Origin of the sequence: Vallitalea guaymasensis (assembly GCF_018141425.1) — a bacterium.
Classification (GTDB): domain Bacteria; phylum Bacillota; class Clostridia; order Lachnospirales; family Vallitaleaceae; genus Vallitalea; species Vallitalea guaymasensis.
On the sequence record NZ_CP058561.1, the window covers coordinates 4,563,514 to 4,589,000 of the forward strand.

Annotated in this window: 20 protein-coding genes; 18 read left to right on the top strand and 2 right to left on the bottom strand. The window is 32.4% G+C overall.

Going from position 1 to position 25,487, the window contains the following annotated elements; all coding sequences use genetic code 11:
* The first annotated feature begins 66 nt into the window (after window positions 1-66).
* The 9 genes from HYG85_RS19545 (at window position 67) to HYG85_RS19585 (ending at window position 11,655) form a co-directional block, all read left to right on the top strand.
* Window positions 67-1,254 carry an aspartate aminotransferase family protein gene (locus HYG85_RS19545; protein ID WP_212691080.1) on the top strand — a complete coding sequence of 396 codons (1,188 nt, stop codon included), beginning with the start codon at window positions 67-69 and terminating at the stop codon, window positions 1,252-1,254.
* Complete coding sequence (gene carA / locus HYG85_RS19550; protein WP_212691081.1) at window positions 1,254-2,306, top strand: glutamine-hydrolyzing carbamoyl-phosphate synthase small subunit; 1,053 nt, start codon at window positions 1,254-1,256, stop codon at window positions 2,304-2,306. Before HYG85_RS19545 ends, carA begins: the two co-directional genes overlap by 1 nt.
* A gap of 27 nt (window positions 2,307-2,333) precedes the next feature.
* The gene (gene carB / locus HYG85_RS19555) at window positions 2,334-5,531 is read left to right on the top strand and encodes a carbamoyl-phosphate synthase large subunit (RefSeq protein ID WP_212691082.1); all 3,198 of its coding nucleotides are present in this window, start codon (window positions 2,334-2,336) and stop codon (window positions 5,529-5,531) included.
* Between the two features lie 206 nt (window positions 5,532-5,737).
* Window positions 5,738-7,045: a glycoside hydrolase family 3 protein gene (locus HYG85_RS19560; protein WP_212691083.1), complete on the top strand. Its 1,308-nt coding sequence runs from the start codon at window positions 5,738-5,740 to the stop codon at window positions 7,043-7,045.
* 111 nt (window positions 7,046-7,156) lie between these two features.
* Window positions 7,157-7,990: a sulfide/dihydroorotate dehydrogenase-like FAD/NAD-binding protein gene (locus tag HYG85_RS19565; RefSeq protein ID WP_212691084.1), complete on the top strand. Its 834-nt coding sequence runs from the start codon at window positions 7,157-7,159 to the stop codon at window positions 7,988-7,990.
* A gap of 12 nt (window positions 7,991-8,002) precedes the next feature.
* Window positions 8,003-9,391 (top strand): NADPH-dependent glutamate synthase, encoded by a 1,389-nt coding sequence (gene gltA, locus HYG85_RS19570; RefSeq protein ID WP_212691085.1) that lies wholly within the window; start codon window positions 8,003-8,005, stop codon window positions 9,389-9,391.
* 205 nt (window positions 9,392-9,596) lie between these two features.
* On the top strand, window positions 9,597-10,025 hold the full coding sequence (locus HYG85_RS19575) for a DMT family transporter (protein WP_212691086.1): 429 nt from the start codon (window positions 9,597-9,599) through the stop codon (window positions 10,023-10,025).
* A 181-nt stretch (window positions 10,026-10,206) separates the two neighbouring features.
* Entirely contained in the window at window positions 10,207-11,163 is a 957-nt protein-coding gene (locus HYG85_RS19580; RefSeq protein WP_212691087.1) for a hypothetical protein, read from the top strand.
* Between the two features lie 78 nt (window positions 11,164-11,241).
* Window positions 11,242-11,655 carry a LiaF domain-containing protein gene (locus tag HYG85_RS19585; protein WP_212691088.1) on the top strand — a complete coding sequence of 138 codons (414 nt, stop codon included), beginning with the start codon at window positions 11,242-11,244 and terminating at the stop codon, window positions 11,653-11,655.
* A 44-nt stretch (window positions 11,656-11,699) separates the two neighbouring features.
* On the opposite strand, the gene HYG85_RS19590 is transcribed toward HYG85_RS19585, so the two are convergent.
* Window positions 11,700-13,640, bottom strand: a complete 1,941-nt coding sequence (locus HYG85_RS19590; RefSeq protein WP_334300192.1) for an NAD(+) synthase — start codon at window positions 13,638-13,640, stop codon at window positions 11,700-11,702.
* Between the two features lie 294 nt (window positions 13,641-13,934).
* On the opposite strand from HYG85_RS19590, the gene HYG85_RS19595 reads away from it, so the two are divergent.
* From HYG85_RS19595 to holA, 7 genes are all read left to right on the top strand, one after another.
* The gene (locus tag HYG85_RS19595; protein ID WP_113671299.1) at window positions 13,935-14,384 is read left to right on the top strand and encodes a methylglyoxal synthase; all 450 of its coding nucleotides are present in this window, start codon (window positions 13,935-13,937) and stop codon (window positions 14,382-14,384) included.
* Between the two features lie 92 nt (window positions 14,385-14,476).
* Window positions 14,477-15,109 carry a helix-hairpin-helix domain-containing protein gene (locus HYG85_RS19600; protein WP_212691090.1) on the top strand — a complete coding sequence of 211 codons (633 nt, stop codon included), beginning with the start codon at window positions 14,477-14,479 and terminating at the stop codon, window positions 15,107-15,109.
* A 10-nt stretch (window positions 15,110-15,119) separates the two neighbouring features.
* Complete coding sequence (locus HYG85_RS19605) at window positions 15,120-15,818, top strand: response regulator transcription factor (RefSeq protein ID WP_113671297.1); 699 nt, start codon at window positions 15,120-15,122, stop codon at window positions 15,816-15,818.
* The gene (locus tag HYG85_RS19610; RefSeq protein ID WP_212691091.1) at window positions 15,784-17,220 is read left to right on the top strand and encodes a sensor histidine kinase; all 1,437 of its coding nucleotides are present in this window, start codon (window positions 15,784-15,786) and stop codon (window positions 17,218-17,220) included. Before HYG85_RS19605 ends, HYG85_RS19610 begins: the two co-directional genes overlap by 35 nt.
* 34 nt (window positions 17,221-17,254) lie before the next feature.
* Window positions 17,255-18,208, top strand: coding sequence for a GerMN domain-containing protein (locus HYG85_RS19615; protein ID WP_212691092.1), 954 nt, complete (start codon window positions 17,255-17,257; stop codon window positions 18,206-18,208).
* A gap of 94 nt (window positions 18,209-18,302) precedes the next feature.
* On the top strand, window positions 18,303-20,693 hold the full coding sequence (locus HYG85_RS19620) for a DNA internalization-related competence protein ComEC/Rec2 (protein WP_212691093.1): 2,391 nt from the start codon (window positions 18,303-18,305) through the stop codon (window positions 20,691-20,693).
* A 15-nt stretch (window positions 20,694-20,708) separates the two neighbouring features.
* Window positions 20,709-21,695 (top strand): DNA polymerase III subunit delta, encoded by a 987-nt coding sequence (gene holA / locus HYG85_RS19625; protein ID WP_212691094.1) that lies wholly within the window; start codon window positions 20,709-20,711, stop codon window positions 21,693-21,695.
* 597 nt (window positions 21,696-22,292) lie between these two features.
* Here the strand turns inward: holA and rpsT are convergent.
* Window positions 22,293-22,553 (bottom strand): 30S ribosomal protein S20, encoded by a 261-nt coding sequence (gene rpsT / locus HYG85_RS19630; RefSeq protein ID WP_113671292.1) that lies wholly within the window; start codon window positions 22,551-22,553, stop codon window positions 22,293-22,295.
* A 248-nt stretch (window positions 22,554-22,801) separates the two neighbouring features.
* Here rpsT and gpr point away from each other — a divergent pair, with 248 nt between their 5' ends.
* Together gpr and spoIIP are read left to right on the top strand one after the other, a co-directional pair.
* Window positions 22,802-23,824 carry a GPR endopeptidase gene (gene gpr, locus HYG85_RS19635; RefSeq protein WP_212691095.1) on the top strand — a complete coding sequence of 341 codons (1,023 nt, stop codon included), beginning with the start codon at window positions 22,802-22,804 and terminating at the stop codon, window positions 23,822-23,824.
* Window positions 23,825-24,173: 349 nt separating this feature from the next.
* Window positions 24,174-25,388: a stage II sporulation protein P gene (gene spoIIP, locus HYG85_RS19640; RefSeq protein WP_212691096.1), complete on the top strand. Its 1,215-nt coding sequence runs from the start codon at window positions 24,174-24,176 to the stop codon at window positions 25,386-25,388.
* The last annotated feature ends 99 nt before the right edge of the window (window positions 25,389-25,487 follow it).

Below are 25,487 nucleotides of genomic sequence, written 5' to 3' on the forward strand. Positions count from 1 at the left end.
AAAAGTTATTTGATCTAACATATAAAACAAAAGCTTAATACTATTTAATGAAAGTGGTGAGAACAAATGGAACAATTAATAAAGAAAGGTAAAGAAGTTTTTATGAGTACATACGCTCAGTTTCCTATTGTTATAGAAAAAGGAGAAGGAGTAAAAGTATATGATAAAGATGGTAATGAATATATAGATTTTGTTGCTGGGATAGCTGTTAATTCACTAGGATACAAAAATGAAAGATTGGTTACAGAACTAAAAGAACAGTTGGATAAATTAACTCACTGTTCTAATCTCTATTGGAATGAACCAGCTATAGAAGCAGCAGGCTTATTGGTAGAACATAGCGGACTTGATAAAGTTTTCTTCTGTAATAGTGGAGCAGAAGCAATAGAAGGTTCTCTAAAATTAGCAAGAAAATACGCTAAGAAAAATTTGGGCGCAGATAAAAATGGAATCATTACTATGAAAAATTCATTTCATGGTAGAACCTACGGAGCAGTTACTGCAACAGGTCAACTAAAATACCAAAAAGGCTTAGACCCACTACTTCCAGGTGTGAAATACGTTGAATTCAATAATATAGAATCTCTAGAAGAAGCTATAGATGATAATACATGTGCAGTATTATTGGAACCAATTCAAGGTGAAGGTGGTATAAGACCTGCCAACAAGGAATATCTGAAAAAAGTTAGGGAGATATGCGATAAGAATAACCTAGTATTGATATTTGACGAAGTCCAATGTGGTATTGGAAGAACAGGAGAAATATTCGCATATGGATTATATGATGTAAAACCTGATATAGTAGCCCTAGCAAAAGGACTTGGCGGTGGAGTGCCTATTGGAGCAGTTATAGCTAATGAGAAAGTTGCTGAGGGGTTCTGCCCAGGAGATCATGCAAGTACATTCGGTGGTAATCCACTAGTATGTACAGCAGCAAAAGTTGTATTAGAGGAAATATCCAATGAAGGAATCCTTGATAATGTTAAGGTTCAAGGGAATTACCTGACTAAGAAGTTAAATGAATTAAAAGATAAATATGACTTCATAACTGATGTCAGAGGGCATGGATTAATGCTGGGAATGGAAATGAATATCCCTGTAAAGGATATAATAAAAAAATGTATGGAAAAAGGATTATTACTAGTTGGGTCAGGTGAACGCATAATTAGGTTCGTTCCACCACTTATTGTAAAAAAAGAAGATATAGATTCTACTGTTTCGGTACTTGGCAGTGTTCTGGAAGGAGAGATTTAATGTATGCTAAATTAATTCTTGAAGATGGAACAGTCTTAAAAGGAAAAAGTTTCGGAGCTAAGACTACAGTATGCGGTGAATTGGTTTTCAATACTGGTATGACAGGATATACTGAGATTTTGACAGACCCATCTTATGCAGGTCAGGTTGTTACAATGACATATCCTTTGATTGGTAATTACGGTATAAATACTGAAGATATGGAATCAAGCTGTATCAGAGTTTCGGGATTTGTTGTTAAGGAATACTCAGTTAATCCTAATCATTGGCAGTGTGAAAAAGATATAGACACATATTTAAAAGAAAACAATATTCCTGGTATATATGGTATTGATACAAGGATGTTAACTAAGAAAATTAGAGAAAAAGGGACTATGAAATGTATGATAACCACTGAGGATGAAGGTAGGTTATTAGAGAAATTAAAGGATTATGAGTTCCCTAGTAATATTGTTGAACAAGTGTCTAGAAAAGACATTAAACATATAGAAGGGTCAGGCAAGAAAATAGGGGTTGTAGATCTTGGAATCAAGTCAGGAATAATTAATCAGCTGGTAAGTCTTGATTGTGATATATATATTTTTCCACAAGATATTGGTTCTCAAGAGATTATTGAATATGATTTAGATGGAGTGATATTTTCAAATGGACCTGGAGATCCAAAAGAAGCTTCTGTACCTGTCAATACTGTAAAAGAGTTAATAGGTAAGTTGCCTATTTGGGGAATATGTCTTGGTCATCAAGTTATTGCACTTGCACTTGGAGCAGATACATATAAACTAAAATTCGGACATAGAGGAAGCAATCATCCAGTAATGAATATGAATACAGGAAAGGTATTTATATCATCCCAGAATCATGGATATGCAGTAGAAGAAAGCAGTTTTACAAAAGACATGGAAAAGACTTTTATCAATGTTAATGACAATACCATTGAGGGATTCAGTTCTTCTGATTACAATATAAAAACAGTACAATTCCATCCAGAAGAAGGACCAGGACCAGAAGATTGTCATTATATTTTTAAGGAATGGATTGAAGCAATCATTTAGAGAATAGATAATGGAAAGGGTGAGAAAATGCCTAAGAACATGGATGTAAAAAAAGTACTGGTTATTGGTTCGGGACCTATTGTCATTGGTCAAGCAGCAGAATTCGATTATGCAGGAACTCAAGCTTGTAAGGCTCTGAAAGAAGAAGGAATAGAAGTAGTACTGGTTAATAGTAATCCAGCAACGATAATGACAGATGACAATATTGCTGACAAAGTATACATTCAACCACTTACAGTAGAGTCACTAGACTATATTATAAATAAAGAACGACCTGACGGTATTCTGCCTACATTAGGTGGTCAAACAGGACTTAATATGGCTGTTGAATTAAAAGAAGCAGGTATTTTAGATAAATATAATGTAACATTACTTGGTACGTCTCTTGAAACCATAAAGAAAGCTGAAGACAGAGAGAGCTTTAGAAACTTGATGATTGAGATTGATGAACCTATTCCAAAAAGTAAAATTATCTGTAATATAGAAGATGGGATAGAATTTTCAAAAGAGATAGGATTCCCTATTATTGTAAGACCAGCTTATACATTAGGTGGTCTTGGTGGTGGAATTGCACATAATGAATCAGAGTTAAAAGACATTTTACTTACTGGTCTAATGCACAGCAGAATAAATCAAGTCCTAGTGGAGCAGTCTGTGGCAGGCTGGAAAGAGATTGAATACGAGGTTATGAGAGATAGTAATGACACATGTATCATAATCTGTAATATGGAAAATATTGATCCTGTAGGTATTCATACAGGAGATAGTATTGTTGTAGCACCTTCTCAGACTTTGACTGACAATGAATATCACATGCTTAGAAGTTCTTCTATCAAGATAATCAAAGCCCTAAAAATTGAGGGTGGATGTAATGTACAATTTGCCCTTAACCCCATAAGTAAGGAATATATAGTAATAGAGGTTAATCCAAGAGTTAGCCGTTCATCTGCTCTAGCATCAAAAGCAGCAGGTTATCCAATTGCTAAGATTGCCGCTAAGATAGCTATAGGGCTTAATTTACATGAAATAGATAATGCAGTAACTAAAAAGACCAAAGCTTCATTTGAACCAGCTCTTGACTATGTTGTTACTAAGATTCCTAAGTGGCCTTTTGACAAATTTGATTACGCCAATAGAGAGTTAGGTACAGCCATGAAAGCAACTGGGGAAGTAATGGCTATTGATAGAACCTTTGAAAGTTCTTTGTTGAAAGCTGTAATATCCTTAGAAGGAAAAGAAACAGGACTTAGAAAAGAAGAGCTTCAAAAACTGACAAAAGAAGAAATATATGACAAGTTGCAAGTTGTTGATGATATGCGTATTTTTGTTTTAGCAGAAGCACTAAGAAAAAACATATCAGTAGATACCATCAATGAAATTACGGCAATAGATAAATGGTTTTTATATAAAATAAAAAATATAATTTCAGTAGAAAATGAGTTGAAATCTGAATTACTTACTAGAGAATTATTAGAAAAAGCTGAGACACTAGGTTTTACAGATATTGAGATTATGGATTTATCCAATCAGTCTTATGAAATGTTGGATACATTAAGAAGAGCCTACAATATTTATCCAGTATATAAAATGGTGGATACTTGTGCAGCAGAATTTGAATCCCATACACCTTATTATTATTCAACATATGAGAAGGAAAATGAGAATGAGATAAGTAAAAACGAAAAGATCATTGTTATAGGTTCAGGACCAATAAGAATAGGACAGGGCATCGAATTTGATTACTGTTCAGTCCATGCAGTATGGTCTATTGGAAACTTGGGGTATGAATCAATCATCATAAACAATAACCCTGAAACAGTGAGTACAGATTTTGATATATCCGATAAACTGTATTTTGAACCACTTTTCATAGAAGATGTTCTTAATGTAATCAGAAAAGAAAAACCAAAAGGTGTTATAGTCCAATTCGGAGGACAAACAGCTATTAATCTTGCTCCAAAATTAGTTAAAAATGGTGTGCAGATACTTGGAACTTCTGTAGATTCTATTGATGTTGCAGAAGATAGAGAAAGATTTGATAAGTTACTGAATCAATTGAACATCAATAGACCAAAAGGTGGCTCTGTTTCATCTGTTAGTGAAGCTTTGAAGGTAGCTAATGAAATAAATTATCCAGTACTCATAAGACCTTCATATGTTATTGGTGGTAGAGCAATGATGGTTGTAAGGAATGATAATGACTTGAAGCAGTATTTACATGAAGCTGCGTCCTTATCAACAGATTATCAAATACTTATTGATGAGTATATAGAAGGTATAGAGGTAGAAGTTGATGCCATATCTGATGGAGAAGATATACTTATCCCTGGTATCATGGAACATATCGAGAGAACAGGAGTTCATTCAGGAGATAGTATATGTGTATATCCTCCTCAAACATTGTCAGAGAACGTGATTGAGACTATTATCAGCTATACTAAGAAAATCGCTAAGGCATTAGAAGTTATTGGGCTTATGAACATACAATTTGTTGTCAGAAATGAAGAAGTATATATCATTGAGGTTAATCCAAGAGCATCAAGAACTGTGCCTATACTCAGTAAAGTAACCAAGATTCCTATGGTTCAGATAGCTATGGAAACTATACTAGGTGATAAACTAAAAGACCTGCCTTATGGTATCAATCTAGCAAAGACAACTAATCTGGTAGCAGTAAAAGCACCAGTATTCTCCTTTGTAAAATTAAATAATGTTGATGTAGCACTAACTCCTGAAATGAAATCCACCGGTGAAGTATTGGGTATAGATTCTAATTATGAGAAAGCCCTATACAAAGCTTTTGTAGGAGCTGGATATAAGTTCTATGATGGAGGGAACATATTAGTATCCATCAATGATGAGAGCAAAGAAGAAGCGCTCATATATATTAAAAAGCTTGTAGATTTTGGTTTCAACATTCAATCTACTGCTGGTACTAATAAGTATCTGAATAGTATGGGGATTGACAGTACTGAAATACCTGATGATGTAGAAGTTGTTAGGGATAAGATGAAAAACGATGAAATAATCATGATATTCAACATTCCAACAAAAGGTAAAGATATAAGCAGGGATGGTTTCAAACTTCGTACTTTTGCACAGCATCTTGGAATACCTTGCTTCACTTGTATTGATACTCTAAGGGAATATCTTAATGTAATGGAATTCATTAAGGAAGAAAAAGAATTTGATTATGAAACAATAGATTATTATCAAACTAATTAAATAAAGGTATATACGCATAATTTAACGATTTATACAATTAAATCAATAAAATCCTTTTTTTACTGAATAAAATAGTATATAATATGTTTTGACGTATTATATACTATAATTTTGGTATTAGACAATACTCTTATTATGTGAAATTATTTTTTTATTCTAGTGTGGTTGATTAATACTAAAAATGATTGGAAAGAAAGGATTTATCAATGTATCGATATATGTGTTTAGTGGTTGTTTTAGTTTTATTATTAGCAGGATGTTCAACAAATGACAATAATCAAAATAATGATAAAGCAAAGGAAAAAGAAGAAAGTATTATAGATGATAATGAAGTCAATTATAACAAAAATGAGAATGGGACTACTGATAATCCAGATAAGAAAGAAAAAACTGTTGATGAGAAGATAGAAGAGATGATCGATGGGATGACATTGGAAGAAAAGATTGGACAAATGTTCATGATTGATGCTGATTCTCTTAATAATGCCCCTGTAACTGTTCTTGATGATTTCGGTAGAGAAGTGATGAAGAAATATAACTTGGGTGGAGTGATTTTCTTTAAGAATAACATTAATACCATTCCTCAGACAGAAAAGCTGATTAGTGATATTCAAGAAACATCTAGTATACCTCTTTTCATTTCAGTAGATGAAGAGGGAGGCTTAGTATCAAGGATAGCTAAGAATCCTAATATGCATGCAACAGTACTGCCTAATAATAAAGTAATCGGAGATACTGGAAATACTGAAAATGCATATAAAATAGGACAAATACTTGGAAGAGAAATATCTTCTCTAGGCTTCAACATGGATTTTGCTCCTGTAGCAGATATCAATACCAACCCTGACAATACAGTTATAGGTGTTAGATCTTATGGAAGCGATGAACAATTAGTTGGTGATATGGTTTATAATTGTGTAAAGGGATTGCAAGATGAAAATGTCTCAGCTGTCGTTAAGCATTTTCCAGGGCATGGAGATACTACTAATGATACTCACTTAGGTTCTGTAGTCACTAATCATAATATTGAAAGGCTTAGAGAGATTGAATTTGTACCATTCAAGAAAGGTATTGAAGCTGATGTGGATGGGGTGATGATAGCACATATCAAGGCTCCACAAATAGATGAAACCAATACAGAAGCCTCATTATCTAAGAAAATAGTAACTGATATACTTAGGAATGAGTTAGGTTATGATGGACTCGCTATTACCGATGCTCTTAATATGGGAGCTATAGTGAATGAATATGGTACAAAAGAAGCATGTATAAAAGCAGTAGAAGCTGGTATTGATATATTACTTATGCCTGTACCTTTTGAAGAAGGTTATAGTGGAGTATTGGAGTCTGTTATTTCAAAGACTATCTCTGAAGAAAGAATAGATGAATCTGTCAGAAGAATATTGGAAGTTAAATTCAAAAGAGATCTATTTAATCAGGATAATACTAAGAATGCTGAAGAAATTCTTGGGAGTAAAGAGAATCTGGATTTATTGGAGAGCATAAAAAAGTAATTATTTAGTACTCACGTAAAATTTAATTTATTATTATATAATAAATTATGATATAATTTAAAAAAGACTTAGATAAGTTGAATAAAAGAATAAAGAAATGAGGTAATTTAAGTGTACAAAATTGTAAAGAAGAAAACCATCAATAGTCAAGTTGAATTAATGGTTGTTGAAGCACCTTTTACTGCTAGAAAATGTGAGCCAGGACAATTCATAATTCTTAGAGTGAATGAAGATGGAGAAAGAATTCCACTAACTATTGCTGATTACGACAGAGAAGCGGGAACAGTAACAATTATATACCAAGTTGTAGGGTATTCAACTAAATTACTTAGTAAAAAGCAAGAAGGAGATTATATTAATGACTTTGTAGGACCTCTAGGTCAAGCTACAGAATTAAAAAAACATAAAAGAGTATTGGGAATAGGCGGAGGTGTTGGAGCTGCTCCACTTTATCCTCAAATAAAGAAATTAAAATCAATGGGCGTCAGTGTTGACGTTATTATTGGTGGTCGTAGTGAAGAGTACATAATTCTTGAAGACGAGTTCAAAGAAATATGTGATAATATATATTTTGCTACTAATGATGGAACTAAAGGTACAAAAGGATTTGTAACTGATGTTCTAAATGATTTATTGGAACAGGGAAATAAATATGATGAGGTCATTGCTATAGGACCATTGATTATGATGAAAGCGGTTGTTTCAGTTACTAAACCTCTTAATATACCAACTGGTGTATCTCTTAACCCTATTATGATAGATGGAACTGGCATGTGTGGTGGATGTCGTGTTACTGTAGGTGGCGAAACAAAATTTGCATGTGTTGATGGACCAGATTTTGATGGATTCTTAGTTGATTTTGACGAATGTATGAGAAGACAAAGCTATTATAAAGAAGAAGAAGACCATGTATGTAAGTTGGATGGTATCAAAAACAAAAAGTAGGAGGGGAAAAGAATGCCTAACATGAGTAAAGAAAAGGTGAAAATGAAGGAGCAGGATCCTTTATTGAGAATAAAGAATTTTGATGAAGTTACTTGTGGTTATACATTGGAAGAAGCTATGGAAGAAGCTGGTAGATGTTTACAGTGCAAGACTAGACCATGTGTTGGGGGATGTCCAGTAAGTGTTCCGATTCCAGAATTCATAAAAGAAGTTAGTGAAGGTAATATAGAAGAGGCATATAATATTATTGCTACAGAGAATAGATTACCAGCTATTTGTGGAAGAGTCTGTCCTCAAGAGTCACAATGTGAAGGTAAATGTGTAAGAGGACGTAAAGGTGAGCCAGTAGCTATTGGTAGACTTGAACGTTTTGTTGCAGATTATTATATGGAGAACATTAAAAAAGACGTTGAAAAACCTGAGTCAAACAATAAAAAGGTTGCAGTTGTTGGCGGTGGTCCAGCTAGCCTTACATGTGCAGCTGATTTGGCTAAAAAAGGATATGAAGTAACCATGTACGAAGCTCTTCATCAACTTGGTGGGGTTCTAATGTATGGTATACCTGAATTCCGTTTACCAAAAGGTCTAGTACAGACAGAATTGAAGAGTGTTACTGACCTAGGTGTAAAAGTTGAAAAGAATGTTATAGTTGGAAAATCAATAACTATAGATGAATTATTTGAAGAAGAAGGGTTCCAAGCTGTATTTGTAGGTAGTGGAGCTGGACTTCCTAGATTCATGAATATTGAAGGAGAAAATCTTAATGGAGTTTACTCAGCTAATGAGTTCTTGACTAGAGTCAACCTTATGAAAGCTTATGATTTCCCTAATAGCCCAACACCTGTAAGAATCGGTGAAAAAGTTGCGGTTATCGGCGGTGGTAATGTTGCTATGGATGCAGCAAGAACAGCTAAGAGATTAGGAGCAAAAGAAGTTAAGATTGTATATAGAAGAAGTAAAGAAGAGTTACCTGCAAGAGTGGAAGAAGTGCATCATGCAGAAGAAGAACAAATCATATTTGATCTTCTAAAAAATCCAGTTGAAATTATTGGTGAAGATGGCCATGTTACTGGTATGAAGTGTATTAAGATGGAACTTGGTGAACCAGACGAAAGTGGCAGAAGAAGACCACAACCTATAGAAGGCAGCGAAGAAGTAATGGATGTTGATATAGTTGTAGTAGCTATTGGTCAAACACCTAATCCGCTTCTTAGAGATACAACTGATGGACTTGACGTTAATAAAAGAGGCTGTATCGTAGTTAATGAAGATACTATGGAAACTACACTGGAGAATGTATATGCTGGTGGAGATGCTGTTACAGGAGCTGCAACAGTTATACTTGCTATGGGAGCAGGAAAGAAAGCAGCTAAAGCTATTGATGAAAAATTAAGCAAGTAATTAATTATTATAAAATATATAACGGTGAAATAGAAAGACATATAAAGATGATAATATAATCTTATATGTCTTTTTATTATTTTAGTTAATAATAAATATTATCACTTGATAACTACTAAAGACTCTGCATATTTAGAATAACTTAGGAGAATAATAATCTATTATAAAATAAATAGATTAGGATTTTGTAAGAAAGGTGATAAAAATGGCTGCTATTTGTGCAATTATTTCTGGGGCACTAATGAGTATACAAGGTGTTTTTAATACAAGGGTTACAGAGAGTTCATCTATATGGGTAACTAATTCATTAGTTCAGATAACAGGTTTTATAGTTTGTATAGGGGCATGGTTCTTTACTGGAAGAGATAGTTTTGCTAATTTACTGAAAGTAGATAGTAAGTGGTATCTTACAGGTGGTATACTAGGTGCGTTTATTATATTTACTGTTGTTAAAGGGATGTCTACACTGGGTCCTGCATGTACGGTGATGCTGATTTTAATTTCCCAGTTGATAATTGCCTATTTAATAGAATTGTTTGGATTATTTGGTACTGAACAAGTACCCTTTGTTTGGAAAAAAGTTATTGCGGTAGTTATTATGATTGGTGGTGTTATATTATTCAAATGGGATTAAACTCATTTGGATTTTTTTGCTTATAGTTAACTCCCATATTTAACCCCATATTTTGCTATCATAAGTTCACTATTCTATAATTATTGAGTTTATATTAGTGATAATATATAATTTGTGGAGTGTACAATAATACTTAATTGATTTAAAATATAATTAAACAAAGAATAAGGGGTTGAACTAAATGAATTATGATAATGAAAGAAAAAAAGAATTAGATGATAAGTTAAGACAATGTGTAGAAAATATGAGTGAGGCTAATCGCTATAAGAAGCTTATTAAATCAACCGGGGAAGATTGTAATAAGCTAACCGATAAGTGGCATCAGTTGAAAGAAGAACTTAGAAAAGAAGAACAAGATGTTGAAAAACTTACAAAAGTTACTTTTACGAATTTCTTACATACTATAATTAATGATAAAGCTGAAAAGCTGGACAAAGAAAAACAAGAGGCAATAACTGCTAAGTTAAAATGTGATAGTGTACTAACTCAGTTAGAAGATTGTAAAACATCACTAGAAAAACTTAATATAAAATATAGCAAGCTTAGTCAAGCAGAAGAAGAATATAAGATGCTCTTGAATCAGAAAAGGGATTTTATACTTACATATATGCCAGATAAATGGAATGAAATTGAAAGCTTGATGGAAGAGGATAGAGAAATAAGTAATCAGCTAAAAGAAATTGATGAAGCAATTAATGCTGGTGAAAATACCATGTCATGTATTGATAATGCACGAGAAGCCCTTCAGTCAGCTAAGAACTGGGGAACTTTAGATATGTTTGGTGGAGGATTACTATCTACTATGGCAAAAAGAGAAAACATGTCAGAAGCTCAAGACTATATCTCTGACATGCAAAAGTGGATAAGGTCTTTTGCTAGAGAACTTAGTGATGTAGATGATTACATTAATACAGAATTGGATATAGGTGATTTCTTAGGCTTTGCAGATTATTTCTTTGATGGATTTTTCGTGGATTGGGCTGTTCAGTCAAAGATAAATAATGCTATAGAAAAAGTTGAGAGCACTAAATATGAAGTTAACAGCATTCTAAGAAGATTAGAAACAGAGAGTAATCAGCTTAATGATAGAAAGAATTCTATCATTAACCAAATTGAAACAATAATAGAACAAGCATAAATTTCATATGTAAAATCTTTACTATTATTTTTTTAGTGATATAATTAGTATAGTACTTACAATAGAAGGGGGATACAAATGAAGAAAAAAAGATTACTTGTCCTAGGTGCTGCAATTGGTGGAGGAGCTTATTATGCTTATAAGAAAATCCAAAAGATGACTGATACTTTCAGCAAAGTTGTTATGTTCAATAGTGAAGACATAAAATACGAACAAGACCAAGAGATGGAAGATGCTGCAGTTGTTTTTGGTAATCTTGATATTGACTTGACAGATATTGAGATTGAAGATGGAGCAACAATAAAGGTATTAGCGTTATTCAGTAATTTGACAATCAAAGTTCCACAAGAATGGAAAATTGTTGCTGAGGGAAATAATAAAGCTAGTAATATAGAAATTGATACTTCAGAAGAAGATGAAGAAAACAAGGATATTACTCTTAATATTGAGTATGACGTACGTTTCTCTAATATTAATATAAGTAACGAGTAAAATATACTAGGGTTGTAGAATGTATTCTACAACCCATTATATTATCAAATATCTTTTATCTCTTCTAACCAAATCTTAGATACTGCATCGCTTGGCATTCTAAGGTCTCCTCTTGGAGAAAGACAGATTGAACCTACTTTTGGACCATCTGGCATACATGAACGCTTGAATTGATGCATGAAGAATCTTCTATAAAAAGTATTAATCCATTTCTTGATAGTCTCAGGTGTATACTGATTATCAAAAGCTTTTAACGCAAGTCTATATATCTTTTTAGGTGAAAAACCAAATCTTAACATATTATATAGGAAGAAATCGTGCAATTCATATGGACCAACAACTTCCTCAGTTTTCTGTTTTATCTTTCCTGTTTCTTTGTCAGGTGGAAGAAGTTCTGGACTAACAGGAGTATCAAGTATATCCAATAGTACAGCCTTGGCATCTTTTCCTACTTTGTATTCAGTGATCCATCTCACTAGATATCTTACTAGAGTTTTAGGGATAGTTGTGTTAACAGAGTACATAGCCATATGATCTCCGTTATAGGTAGCCCAACCAAGAGCCATTTCAGATAAATCGCCAGTACCGATGACTATACCATTATACTTATTGGATAAATCCATCAATATCTGTGTTCTTTCTCTGGCTTGCACATTTTCATAAGTTGTACTATGGTCATTTGGGTCGTGACCTATATCTTCAAAGTGGACTAGGCAAGCATTTTTAATGGAGATTTCCTTGATTGTTACGCCGAGATGGTTCATTAAGGATATAGCATTATTGTATGTTCGATCTGTAGTTCCAAAACCAGGCATAGTTACGCCAATGATATTTTTTCTGCCTTTACCAAGTAGGTCGTATGTCATGGCACATACAAGCAGTGCAAGAGTGGAATCTAAACCACCAGAAATACCAACAATGACTTTCTCACAGCCTATATGAGTGATTCTCTTTGCAAGTCCTAATGTTTGGATAGAGAATATCTCTTGGCATCTCTTGCTTCTTTTTTCTTGATTGTTTGGTACGAAAGGACTTGGGTCAATGAATCTATCTATAGTATTGTGATCCTTAAGTGTCAGATCAAAAGGGATAACCATATATTCTGAATCAAAACGACTTGTTAGATGATTAGAATAACTTGTCATCTTGATTCTATCAGCCATTAATTTATCAATATCAATATCTGAATATATTATTGTTGACTCTAACATGAATCTTTTGTTTTCTTCTAATTTTGTCCCATTTTCATATATAAGGCAGTGTCCACCAAAAACAACATCAGTAGTGGATTCACCAAATCCTGATGAAGAATATATATAGGAAGTAATAGTTTTTGCTGATTGAGATGATATCAAAGCTTTTCTATATGAACTTTTGCCTACTAAGTCATTACTTGCTGATGGATTAAGGATGATGGTTGCCCCATTGATAGCATGTATTGTACTAGGTGGTAGAGGTGACCATAGATCTTCGCATATCTCAATACCAACACATAGGTCCTCGTATTCACTATGTCTAAATAATATAGATGAACCAAATGGGATTTCTTCTGAGTCAATTACTATGGTATCATTGATTATAGTTTCAGAAGATGAAAACCAACGTTGCTCATAGAATTCGTTATAGTTGGGTATATATGTCTTAGGTACCACACCTAATATTTTTCCATTACAGATAACTGCAGCACAGTTGTATAATGCGTTTTTATATTTAATAGGAACACCAACAACAAATAGTATGTCCTTACCTAGAGAGTATTTTTTGAGGATAACCAATTTTTCCATACTGCTTCTAATTAAAGGCTCTTGGAAAAAAAGATCAGCACATGTATAACCTGTAATACATAATTCAGGAAAAACCAGTATTGATACGTCTTTATCAATTGCATCATCTATTAATTTCATTATTTCATCTGTGTTAAAATCTACGTCAGCAACCTTGATTACAGGTGAAGCAGAAGCGACTCTAACAAATCCGTCATTTATCATGTTATTCACTCCATTTACTATTAAGTTATTTATCTGTTGTTTATTGAAAACTCATTTATCGTATTTATTATACCACACTTAACCTATGCTATTACATATTTAATTATTATATTTGTGTTAAATGCATTGTAAAATGGACAGATTTTATGTACAATGAGTAGTAGAGTTAAGAAATAATTGCTCTGGTTTGCATATTGAATTTAATTTAGTTATAAATTATAATATTATTGTTAAATTCAGTGTATATAGGTTAGACTTTAGAAAAATAAATCATAAACAGGAGGAAGATATATGTTCCAAGTCAAAATGGGGAAACAAAAACATATTGCATTAGTTGCTCATGATAATAGGAAAAAGGATTTAATTGAATGGGTATCCAAGAATAGGGAGATATTATCAAAGCATTTTTTATATGCAACTGGAACAACAGGTAGTATAATAGCCAAAGAAACCAATCTGCCTGTAAGAAGATATAAAAGTGGTCCATTAGGTGGTGACCAGCAGATAGGAGCTAGAATAATAGAAGATGATATCGATTTTCTTGTGTTTTTCTGGGATCCACTAGAAGCTCAACCACATGACCCTGATGTAAAAGCATTACTTAGGATTGCAGTACTATATGATATACCAGTGGCATCCAATGTGGCTACAGCAGATTTTGTATTCAGTTCACCTCTTATGGACAAACATTACAACAGATACATTATTGATTATGGAACAAGAATCAAAAGAAAATATTAAATAGAATATTTTAGAGGGGATTCATAATTATATTTACTCTATACTTGTAATTTACTAAAACTTTACTAGTTTATGGATGGAGAGAAATGATTATGAAGAACAAATGGTATTATGGTGCTTTTATATTATTGGTGATAGTAGTTGGTATAATCTATGTTAGTTCAGAAAACAGTGTATCAATAGAAGTTGACAAAGATACAAAAGATAATGTAGAATATAATGCTGGTGCAGAAGATAATAATGAGGAATATAATACTGATGATGAAGATAATAACAAAGAGGATAATGCAGAGGAATTAGAAAAGACCATTTATGTACATATTTGTGGTGAAGTAGTGAATGAAGGAGTCTATACTGTCAAAGAGGATTCAAGAGTTTACGAAGTGTTAGAACTTGCTGGTGGTTTAACTGAAGAAGCCGCTACAGATTATGTTAATTTAGCACGACAAGTAAAAGATGGTGAAAAAATAATTTTTCCAAGCAAAGAACAGATGGAGACTGGCGAATTCTGTATTGATGATGCAGAAGAAAAACTAGTCAATATCAATACTGCTTCAATTGAAAAGTTGACAACACTTTCTGGAATAGGTGAATCACGTGCTAAGCTCATCATAGATTATAGAGAAGAACACGGAGATTTTGAGACAATTGAAGACATAATGAAAGTAAGTGGAATAAAAGAAGGGGCTTTTAATAAGATAAAAGATTCAATTATTGTAAAGTGAGGTGTCTACTATGTCTAAAAGGATATTAGTGGTGGACGATGAAAAATTAATAGTTAAGGGTATAAAATTTAGTCTTGAGCAGGATGACATGATAGTTGATGTTGCTTATGATGGGCAGGAAGCTTTTGATTTAGCTAAAACAAATGTATATGACCTAGTGATATTAGACGTTATGTTGCCTAAGATAGATGGTTTATCAGTATGCAGGCAGATAAGAGAGTTTTCTAATATGCCTATTATTATGCTTACTGCTAAGGGCGAGGATATGGACAAGATTCTAGGACTAGAATATGGTGCAGATGATTACATGACAAAGCCATTTAATATTCTTGAATTAAAGGCTAGAATGAAAGCAGTTCTCAGAAGGATAAAAACTGAATATAACGGTGATTCTGAAGCTGTGATCAACTCTGGAGAGTTAAAGATTGATTGCGAAAGCAGAAGAGTATTTATTAACAACCAAGAAGTTAATTTGACAGCTAAGGAATTTGATTTACTAGAACTATTTAGTAAGCACCCGAATAAAGTATATAGTAGAGAGAATCTACTCAATATTGTTTGGGGCTATGATTACCCTGGTGATGTAAGAACGGTGGACGTACATGTAAGACGACTTAGAGAAAAAGTAGAGCCAAATCCAAGCGAGCCAAAGTTCATTCATACTAAGTGGGGTGTTGGTTATTATTATCAAAACAAGAAAAATATTTAATAGTATAAGGGCTAAGATATTTATTTCTTATGTAGTTGTAAGTATCATACCACTTATTTTATTAACAAACATATTGCTTAACTCTTTGGAAAGTTATTATGTAAAAGAAAAATCAAGATCTATGTTTAGACAAGCCAATATAATATCAACTAATCTCATGGTTAGAGGATTTATCAACGATAGTTCAGGTATCAAAGATTACGTAAGTATTATTGGCGGACAAGATTTTGAGAGAATAGTCATATTGGATGTCAAAAGTAACGTTAAATTTGATTCCAATGGTATTGATACTGGTAAGTCATATGCTAAACAAGAAGTAATAGATGCTTTAGGAGGTCAAAGCAGTTCAGTATTCCAAAAAAGCATGAACCTTGCTAAGGTAGTAACTCCTATCAAAGATGAAAAAAAAGATGAAGTATATGGTGCTATCATACTTACCAATTCCTATGATGATATTAACAATTCTATCAGCAGTTTGAAAAGTATTTCGTACCTGATAATATTAGCGTTGTTGATCTTGATTCTAACTCTTAGTTATAATTTCTCAGGGCTCATAACGAAGCCTTTCAAGAAACTATTAGTAAGCATTAATAAGATTACCGACGGAAATGTTGATGAAAAGATTGATATCAAAGGTAATAATGAGATTGAAGAAATAGGGACAGCATTTAATCATATGACTGAAAAGTTACAACAGGTTGATGAGAGCAGAAGGCAGTTTGTTGCTAACGTATCACATGAATTAAAGACACCCCTAAGTTCAGTAAAAGTATTGGCTGAATCCTTATTGATGCAGCCAGATGCACCAAAAGAATTGTATAAAGAATTTTTCGAGGATATTAGTAAGGAAATTGAAAGAGAAACGACTATAATTAACGACCTGCTAACTATGGTTACATTGGATAAGAATGAAAATGAGTTGAATATTAGTGAAACCAACATTAACTTATTGATTGAATCTATACTAAAAAGACTAAAGCCTTTAGCAGATATAAAAGGTGTAGAAATGGTTTTTGAAAGCTATAGAGAAGTTATTGCAGAAGTTGATAAAACCAAGATTTCATTAGCATTAACTAACTTGATTGAGAATGGAATAAAATATAACAAAGAATATGGAACTATAAAAGTCACACTTAATTCTGATTATCAAAACGCACAAATATTTGTTATTGATACGGGGATAGGTATACCTAAAGAAAGTATAAATAAAGTTTTTCAGAGATTTTATAGAGTTGATAAAACACGTTCGAGGGAAACAGGGGGTACTGGGCTTGGATTATCTATTACGCACCAAGCTATACTTATGCATCAAGGATTTATAAGATGTAGTAGTGAACTAGGAAGTGGAACGACTTTTGAAGTCAGTCTACCACTAAAGAGGCCAATACATGATAATATATAAATCTAAGGGCTTATTTCGTTGGAGGTGTTATGAAGTGGGGAAAATATTGCGAATTAGTTTGTTGTATGTTTTTCTACTATTAGCGTTAACAGGCTGTGGCAATAAGCAAAAAGCTAATGTTGAGGAACAGCCAAGTGAGAAAAGTGTTAAAATATTTTTATCAAACAAAGAAAAAAATTCATGGATAAATAAAGATGTAAATATCTCAAGTGTAAATAATGAGGATATTGTAACAGAGATATTTGAAATATTGCAAACTGGTATAGAAGATGAGCCAGATACAATAACTACTGTACCTTCTTTTATAAGATTATTAGAGGTAAAATTAGAAGAATCGAATCTAATATTGAATGTTTCAGAAGAGTACTATAAATTAGATACTGTAGAAGAAAACTTATGTCGTGTTTCTTTAATATCATCTCTTACAGAATTAGATTTTGTTGACAAAGTAGAGATATATGTTGAAGGAGTGCCTCTAAAAGGACCAGATGGTAAAGCTCTAGGACCTATTGGTAAGGACCAATTGGTTTTTGATGACCCAGAGAATGAAAGTAAAACTTTGAAGAAAGTTCTATTATATTTTTCTGATAAAGAAGGTCTTGGATTAGTTCCAGAAGAGGTACAAGTAGAAGTTAATCCTAATGAACCATTAGAGAAAACAGTTCTTAACCTTTTGATAAACGGTCCATTAAATGATACAGAAGTAAGAACTATACCTGCAGAGACTAAAGTAATTAGTACTTCTATAAGTGAAGGTGTATGCTATGTTGATTTCAGCAAAGAATTTAAAACAAAACATACAGGCGGATCAACAGGAGAGTTACTTACTATCTATTCAATAGTAAATACATTAACAGAGCTTCCTGATATTAATAAGGTTCAATTCTTAATTGAAGGTGAAAAAGAGGAACTCTTCAAGGGACATTTACAATTTAATATATTATTTGAAAGAAATTTGGATTTAGTATTAGACAATAAAAAGAAATAATAAATTTTCCACTTCTTGAATCATACAGAGGAGTGGAAAATATTTTTGCGTTTTTAGTGGTGCTATGAGAGGGTTTTGGGGAGATATTAGTTATATGAAAAGGCCTGCTGTTTTTATTTGTATTTTTTATCTTATAGGAGTACTGACAGGGTACTATGTAAAAGATTTATTATTGGTTATATTATTATTTGGTATTACAATCATATTATCTATCATTCTATATAAAACATATTCATGGAAAGGTGTATTCATTTTTCCGTTGATATGCTTTTTTGCGTACATAAATATATGTAATCATATAGAATCAAATAACAACCCATTGGATAAGTTGTTTGATGATACAGTGTCATGTACCGCTGAAGGATATATAGATAATATCATCAGCAAGGAAGATAAGACTCAACTGATTATTAGTACCAATAAAATTATTATAGAAGATAAGATTTATACAGATAAATTCAAGATCAAGGTTTATGGTACAGATATTAATAAAATAGATATAGGCACTTATATTAATATAAGTGGAAAGTTAAGTAAACTGACTAGACCCACCAATCAGGGACAATTTGACGAAGAAAAATATTATAGGATAAGAGGAATAAAATATAAATTATATTTGAAAGAGCATAAAATAATAGATGATGAAAAAACGAATATTTTATCTACAATCAAGTATTCTATGAATAAGAAGTTATCTTTTATTAGAAATAAATGGGTCAAGGTGTATGACAGTATTCTACCAGAAAATCAAGCAAACCTAATGAAAGCCATGATATTAGGAGAAAAATCTTATTTATCTATTGATACCAAAAATAAGTATTCTGAATCTGGTATTTCTCATGTTTTAGCTATATCAGGTTTGCATATAGCAATTCTTGGATATGGTTTCTTTAGTTTGATATGTTTGTTGATATCTAAAAAGAAGAGCGTAATATTCACTATATGCTTCTTGGCATTCTACTTAATTTTAACTGGAGCCAGTGTTTCCACGGTTAGAGCTGTAATCATGCTTTCAATAATATTATTAGCATACTTTTTTGGTAGGACATATGATATATACTCATCTATCTGTATTGCTGCAGTAATAATACTTATGATTAATCCTTATAACTTGTGGGATACAGGGTTCTTATTATCCTTCTCAGCAGTTATAGGTATAATAGCAATAACGCCAGCACTTGATGAATTATATAATAAAAAAGGGAATAAGATAATAGCAACCTTTAATGTTAGTTTAGCGGCTACACTTGGTACTATGCCTGTTATGCTTCTAACATTTTATGAATTGCATATATATTCTGTGTTGGTTAACATCTTGGTAGTACCTCTTATGACAATAGTTGTCTTGTTTGGATTTATTGGACTTGTTGTTGGTTCTCTATCCATCTATTTTGGTAAATTAATCTCTGGAATCATATTTTATATACTTAACTTTTATGATTTATGCTGTGAATTTGCAGGAAATCTTCCATTTAGCACTATCACAATTGGAAAGCCCCAGCTTATTAATCTTATTTTGTTCATTATAATATTTATACTCATATCAATGTTAGCTTCTGAAAAAGTAAATAAACAATCAGTGAAAAAGCATATCACAATAGCTGCTTGTCTATTGGTGATATTGAATTTCGTGTTTTATATTAGTCCTAAACCTCTTAAAATAGTACATTTGGACATAGGGCAAGGAGATAGTGCAGTTGTAATATCACCTGCTAGGAAAGTGTATGTTATTGATGGAGGAGGAAATCTCAAGAAGAAAACAACAGATAGAGACACTGGTTATTATATCGTAAGACCCTATCTGAAATATAACGGTATCAGCAAGATTGACTGCTTGATAATGACTCATAGTGATAGAGATCATGTTGGAGGCTTAATTGAATTAATAGATTATTTTAAGATAGATAACATCGTATTGCCCTATGCTTATAAAAACAAAGAGGAAGAAGATATCCTGTTAAAAGAGCTGATTGATAGAGCTACTAAGAAAAATATAAATATGGTATACCTGAATGAGAAAAACGTAATAAGGGACAAATATATTTCATTTGAAACCATATATCCTCTTAGAGACACAACCCAGTTTCATAACAATAACGCTTATTCATTGGTATTAAAGCTAAAATATAAAGCTTATGACGAAATTTTAACTGGTGATATAGAGAAAGAAGAAGAAGAAAAAATCAACAATAAATATACAGATTATTTAAACAGTGATATAATTAAAGTACCCCATCATGGCTCTAACAGTTCATCGACAAAAGAATTCATTGAATATGTTATGCCAAGATTAGCTGTAATAAGTTCTGGTAGGAACAATAGATTTGGACATCCTCATAAGGAAGTACTAGAGCGATATATGGACTATGATATACCCATTTTTAATACATCAAAAGATGGAGCCATTACCATTAAAACAGATGGGCATAATATGGGTATCAGTACATATTACAGTAAGAAACAGATTTTTTTGGGAATAAAATAAGTTTAGGAGCAAAAGATGAAAGGTTTAAAAAAACAACTACAAAACAATGAATATAACAATGTATATCTATTTTATGGAGAAGAAAAATATCTGTTGGATATGTATCTAAAGAAATTGATTGATGGGTTATTGGTTGATACTGACCCTACTATGAATTACGATTATTTTGATAAAAGTAATATGAGTGTTGATAAGTTATTTGATGCTATTGAGACTTTGCCTTTTTTTGCGGAGCGCAGAGTTATTGTTGTCAGCTATGCTAAATTATTTAAAGGAAAGAATAATAATTCAAATACCATTGTTGATAGGATTACAGATATACCAGAATCAACAACTGTAATCTTTTTGGAAGAGGAAATAGATAAAAGAAGCAAGTTATATAAATTAATAAATAAAAACGGCTATGTGGCGAGTTTTACTAAGATGTCTGAAAATGATTTAGTAAAATGGGTTGGACAGAAGTTACATGGTTCAGGTAAAAAAATCGAGAAAAGTGTAGCTTTACATTTTCTTAAGACAGTTGGAACTGATATGGCTAGTATCAATAATGAATTAGAAAAAGTTGTTATGTACTGTAAAGATAAAGATGTAGTCACAAAGGAAGTAATTGATGAAATATGTACGAGGAGTATAGAGAATAAGATTTTTGAATTGGTAAGTGCTATGGGGCAGAATAGAAGGGAAAGAGCTGTCTTATTGTATCATGATATGATAATTGCAAAAGAGCCTCCAGGGAGAATATTGTTTATGCTGATACGTCAATTCAGATTAATTCTGCAAAGTAAGTTGTTGCAGCAGAAAGGATTGAGTGAGAGGGATATAGGGAGTAGGATTAAGATTGCTCCGTTTATTGTTAGAGAATGTTTGAGACAGGGGAGAAATTTGACTGTAGATAATTTGAAAGAAGCTTTGAAGGATTGCTTGGAGACGGATAGTAATATTAAGATAGGTAAGATTGATGCTAGGATAGGTGTGGAAGTTATTATAATGAAGTATAGCTGATTATTTCTTAGTTTTATGGGGGAATGATGAGTTGAGTGCAAGACGTCCGCAGATGGGATTGATGGGTACAATAAAGTAGTTTGGGTTAAAGGAGCCTAAGAAAAGCTAAGGTTCGTTCCAGAGGTGTTTCCTAAAGCTTACAAACTCCCTACGGTCAGACAAGTAAGCTTCTTAACGGAAACACCTCTTCCACTCACCAAGCTTTTCTAAGGCTACTTTAAAAGTCACAACTTTATTGTACCCATCATCCCTTCTGCTAGGCTAGTACATTAAGTGACCGGGCAAAGGGGGAGTAGTAGAAAATTAATTGAGATGTCAGGTACTTTAACAAAGCTGAAACCAAGAGCCTAGTAAATGTTGTATCTTTAATCTTTTTACGGCAAAAAAAGGTAAGGTATTATAGGTGTTACGTCGAGTGAACCATGGACGGTGAACGCCTTTCCTTTAATCAGGACGATTAACGGAAAGGAAAAGTAACACCTATAATACCTTACCAGAAGCCACGAGCCTTGAGTAAAGATTAAAGATACAATATTTACGGTAGTACTTAACATAAAAAATAACAATAAAAAAGCCGTACGCTTGTACGGCTCTTAATTATGCGTTATTTACGGCTTTTGTTAAACGAGAAACTTTTCTTGCAGCAGTTTTTTTGTGATAAATACCTTTTACTTTAGCTCTATCAATATAAGAAATTGCTACTAATAATTGTTTTTCAGCAGTTGTTTTATCTCCGGATTCAACAGCAGCTAAAACTTTTTTAGTTTCTGTTTTTACTCTTGATTTAATTGCTTTGTTTCTAGCAGTTTTTGTTTCTGTTACCTTAATTCTTTTTTTCGCTGATTTAATATTTGCCAATGAAATAACCTCCGATATTTTTTATAAATATTTTTGTTTCGCAGTGGGAATTAGGAAACTAAACATTTATTTCTAGACCATTATTCGTGGTCTTAAGTCTTTTTTGGACTTCAAATAAATATCGCACATAAACATACGCTCTAATTTTAATATATAATGCATAATAAGTCAATGAATATATATAAAATAATTGGAAAAAATATTTCCTAAACAGGGTGCAATAATTTTTTAGAAGGGAATTAATTTGGATGGATAATAATAGTCAAGAGAAATTAGAACAAGTTGAACAGAAATATAACGTTAGAACTGACTTAGCCATTGAAGCTAGAGAAATGGTTGGGGAAGAAGATATTGAGATAAAGGGGGTTGAAGTAATAGTAGATAACATAAAAGATATTGAGTTATCTATAACGAAAGTAAATATTCTTGATGAACATGGTTCGAAAGCACTTAATAAACCTATAGGCAGTTATGTAACTATGGAATGTGATTTAATGAAGCAGAATGCGCCAGAAGCTCATGAGGAAATAGTGAGAGAGTTGGCAAAACAATTAGGTGAGTTGGCAAAGGTTGATAAAGATATGACAGTGCTAGTTGTAGGACTTGGGAATAGGGATGTGACACCGGACTCGTTAGGACCTAGAGCAGTTTCTAATGTTTTGGTTACAAGGCATCTTTTTCAAGAGTTTGGTGAACCTGAGGGTGATGATGGATTTAATAAGGTTAGTGCAATCATACCGGGTGTTATGGGGCAAACGGGTATGGAGACTTTTGAGATAATTCAGGGGATTGTTGATAAGATAAAGCCTAGTTTAGTTATTGCTATTGATGCTTTGGCTTCGAGACGAACTACTAGGGTTAATTCTACTATTCAGATTGCGGATACGGGAGTTCATCCAGGTTCTGGTGTGGGTAATAGACGTCAGGGACTTACGGAGGAGTCGTTAGGAGTTCCAGTAATAGCTATTGGTGTTCCTACGGTAGTTGATGCGGCGACTATAGTTAATGATACAATGGAAGAATTGTTGATAGAGATGAAGAAGCAGGCAAAGGAAAATGCTGAAGTAGCGGATATGATTAATAGTTTCAATGAACAAGAGAAGTATCAGTTGATAAAAGAGGTTCTTTATCCTTATATTGGTAATTTGTTTGTTACTCCAAAAGAGATTGATGCGGTTATTAAAAGATTGAGTAATATAATAGCTTCTTCGTTGAATATAATGTTGCAGCCTAATCTTGAGTTTGATGAGATTACTAAGTTTTTATCGTAGGGTAATTTATATATTCGGTTGTAAAGAAGTAACTTTGTGTGAAAAAGTTTATAAAATTAATAAATGTGTGCATATTAGTCAGTGTAAAGTGTTACAATCACTTGCCTTACCCTGAGAAGCGGTCGGTCTGCGTGATTGTAACACTTTACACTTCTTTATTTGAAATTATAGTGAGTAGATAAATATATCATAAGAGGGTAATATACTTTTTTAAAAATGATTCATATTAGTTTTTGTAATAAATCTCCTTGTCCAAAAATATATTTTTATAAGATGTTAATTTAATGAGGACATGTTGAATATGAGTAGGCGATTATTTATTGTCTACTGTGAGGATAAGGGTGATTAGATGAATAAAGCGTATTTACTTAAGAAAAATAGGAAAGCTTCACTTGTTTATATGGCAGTTTTGATAGTGTTGTCTATTATAATTATTGTAAAATTATTTGGGCTATATTTTACTAATGAGATTATAAGTTTTAAGAATCTTGTTTTTTCGGATATTGATTCGTCTTTTTTTACTAATATAATTCATTCGGTCAATCCTTCGGTTGAGTATTATTTAGAGAGCAATAATAAGACTAGGTTGGATATTAGTAATTATAATAAGATTGAGGCATTGTATGGTTATAATATACCTCTTATTTCATTTATAATGAACGATAATGATTATTCTTATTGTACTGCTTCGGAAAATTATCCTAAGATTAATCAGACGGATAAATCCTTTGAAAATGATTTGGAACATTATGAGCATGATGAGAGTTTCTTTTCTTCTCATACGTTGGAACAGCAGATTCCAGTGGCTAATATTACTAATTATACTATGGAACAGCTTAATAATTTTTCGTTTTTGAAGTCTAATTTGTATACTTTTGATCCTAGTATCAATCCCACACAAGATAAATTTCCTATTGATAAATTTTTGAGTAAGGATATGTCGATAGATATGAGTGGGGATGGACCAAAAGTATTGATATATCATACTCATTCACAAGAAAGTTTTGTAGATAGTGTGAAAGGTAAGAAAGACGATACTGTGGTAGGGGTAGGAGATGAATTGGCTCGTATACTTGAAGAGAAGTATAATATTAAGGTTCTTCATCATAGGAAAGAGTATGATATCATCAATGGTAAGATTGATAGGGATGAGGCTTATCAGAGGATAGAAGCGCCATTGAAAGATTTGATTAAGAAGAATCCTTCCATAGAAGTTATGATAGATATTCATAGGGATGGAGTTAGAGGTAATGTAAGGTTAGTGAATGATATTAATGGTAAACAAACAGCTAAGATTATGTTTTTTAATGGATTGGCACTATATCCTGTAATGCCTAACAAGTATGTTGTTGATAATATGGCATTCAGTCTTCAGATGCAGTTGAAAGCTAATGAGTTATATCCTAATTTCACTAGAAAAATATATCTTAGAGGGTATAGATATAATCTGCACCTAAAACCAAAATCTCTGTTGGTTGAAGTTGGTGCTCAGACAAATACAGTCAGTGAAGCAATGAATGCTATGGAGCCTCTGGCGAAAATTTTATATGAGGTTATTAAATAATAAAGGTGTAAAAGTTGAGATAATTATTAAAAAAATATATTTTGTTGCTAAATTATATATATATATGCTATAATAACCAACAGAAAATGGGCTAAGGAG

Excerpts from the sequence above, each read along its gene's own strand:
- carB (WP_212691082.1), top strand. The coding sequence starts at position 2,334 with ATGCCTAAGAACATGGATGTAAAAAAAGTACTGGTTATTGGTTCGGGA.
- HYG85_RS19575 (WP_212691086.1), top strand. The coding sequence starts at position 9,597 with ATGGCTGCTATTTGTGCAATTATTTCTGGGGCACTAATGAGTATACAA.
- HYG85_RS19595 (WP_113671299.1), top strand. The coding sequence starts at position 13,935 with ATGTTCCAAGTCAAAATGGGGAAACAAAAACATATTGCATTAGTTGCT.
- HYG85_RS19580 (WP_212691087.1), top strand. The coding sequence starts at position 10,207 with ATGAATTATGATAATGAAAGAAAAAAAGAATTAGATGATAAGTTAAGA.
- HYG85_RS19545 (WP_212691080.1), top strand. The coding sequence starts at position 67 with ATGGAACAATTAATAAAGAAAGGTAAAGAAGTTTTTATGAGTACATAC.
- gpr (WP_212691095.1), top strand. The coding sequence starts at position 22,802 with ATGGATAATAATAGTCAAGAGAAATTAGAACAAGTTGAACAGAAATAT.
- holA (WP_212691094.1), top strand. The coding sequence starts at position 20,709 with ATGAAAGGTTTAAAAAAACAACTACAAAACAATGAATATAACAATGTA.
- carA (WP_212691081.1), top strand. The coding sequence starts at position 1,254 with ATGTATGCTAAATTAATTCTTGAAGATGGAACAGTCTTAAAAGGAAAA.
- HYG85_RS19560 (WP_212691083.1), top strand. The coding sequence starts at position 5,738 with ATGTATCGATATATGTGTTTAGTGGTTGTTTTAGTTTTATTATTAGCA.
- gltA (WP_212691085.1), top strand. The coding sequence starts at position 8,003 with ATGCCTAACATGAGTAAAGAAAAGGTGAAAATGAAGGAGCAGGATCCT.
- HYG85_RS19620 (WP_212691093.1), top strand. The coding sequence starts at position 18,303 with ATGAAAAGGCCTGCTGTTTTTATTTGTATTTTTTATCTTATAGGAGTA.
- spoIIP (WP_212691096.1), top strand. The coding sequence starts at position 24,174 with ATGAATAAAGCGTATTTACTTAAGAAAAATAGGAAAGCTTCACTTGTT.
- HYG85_RS19600 (WP_212691090.1), top strand. The coding sequence starts at position 14,477 with ATGAAGAACAAATGGTATTATGGTGCTTTTATATTATTGGTGATAGTA.
- HYG85_RS19605 (WP_113671297.1), top strand. The coding sequence starts at position 15,120 with ATGTCTAAAAGGATATTAGTGGTGGACGATGAAAAATTAATAGTTAAG.
- HYG85_RS19585 (WP_212691088.1), top strand. The coding sequence starts at position 11,242 with ATGAAGAAAAAAAGATTACTTGTCCTAGGTGCTGCAATTGGTGGAGGA.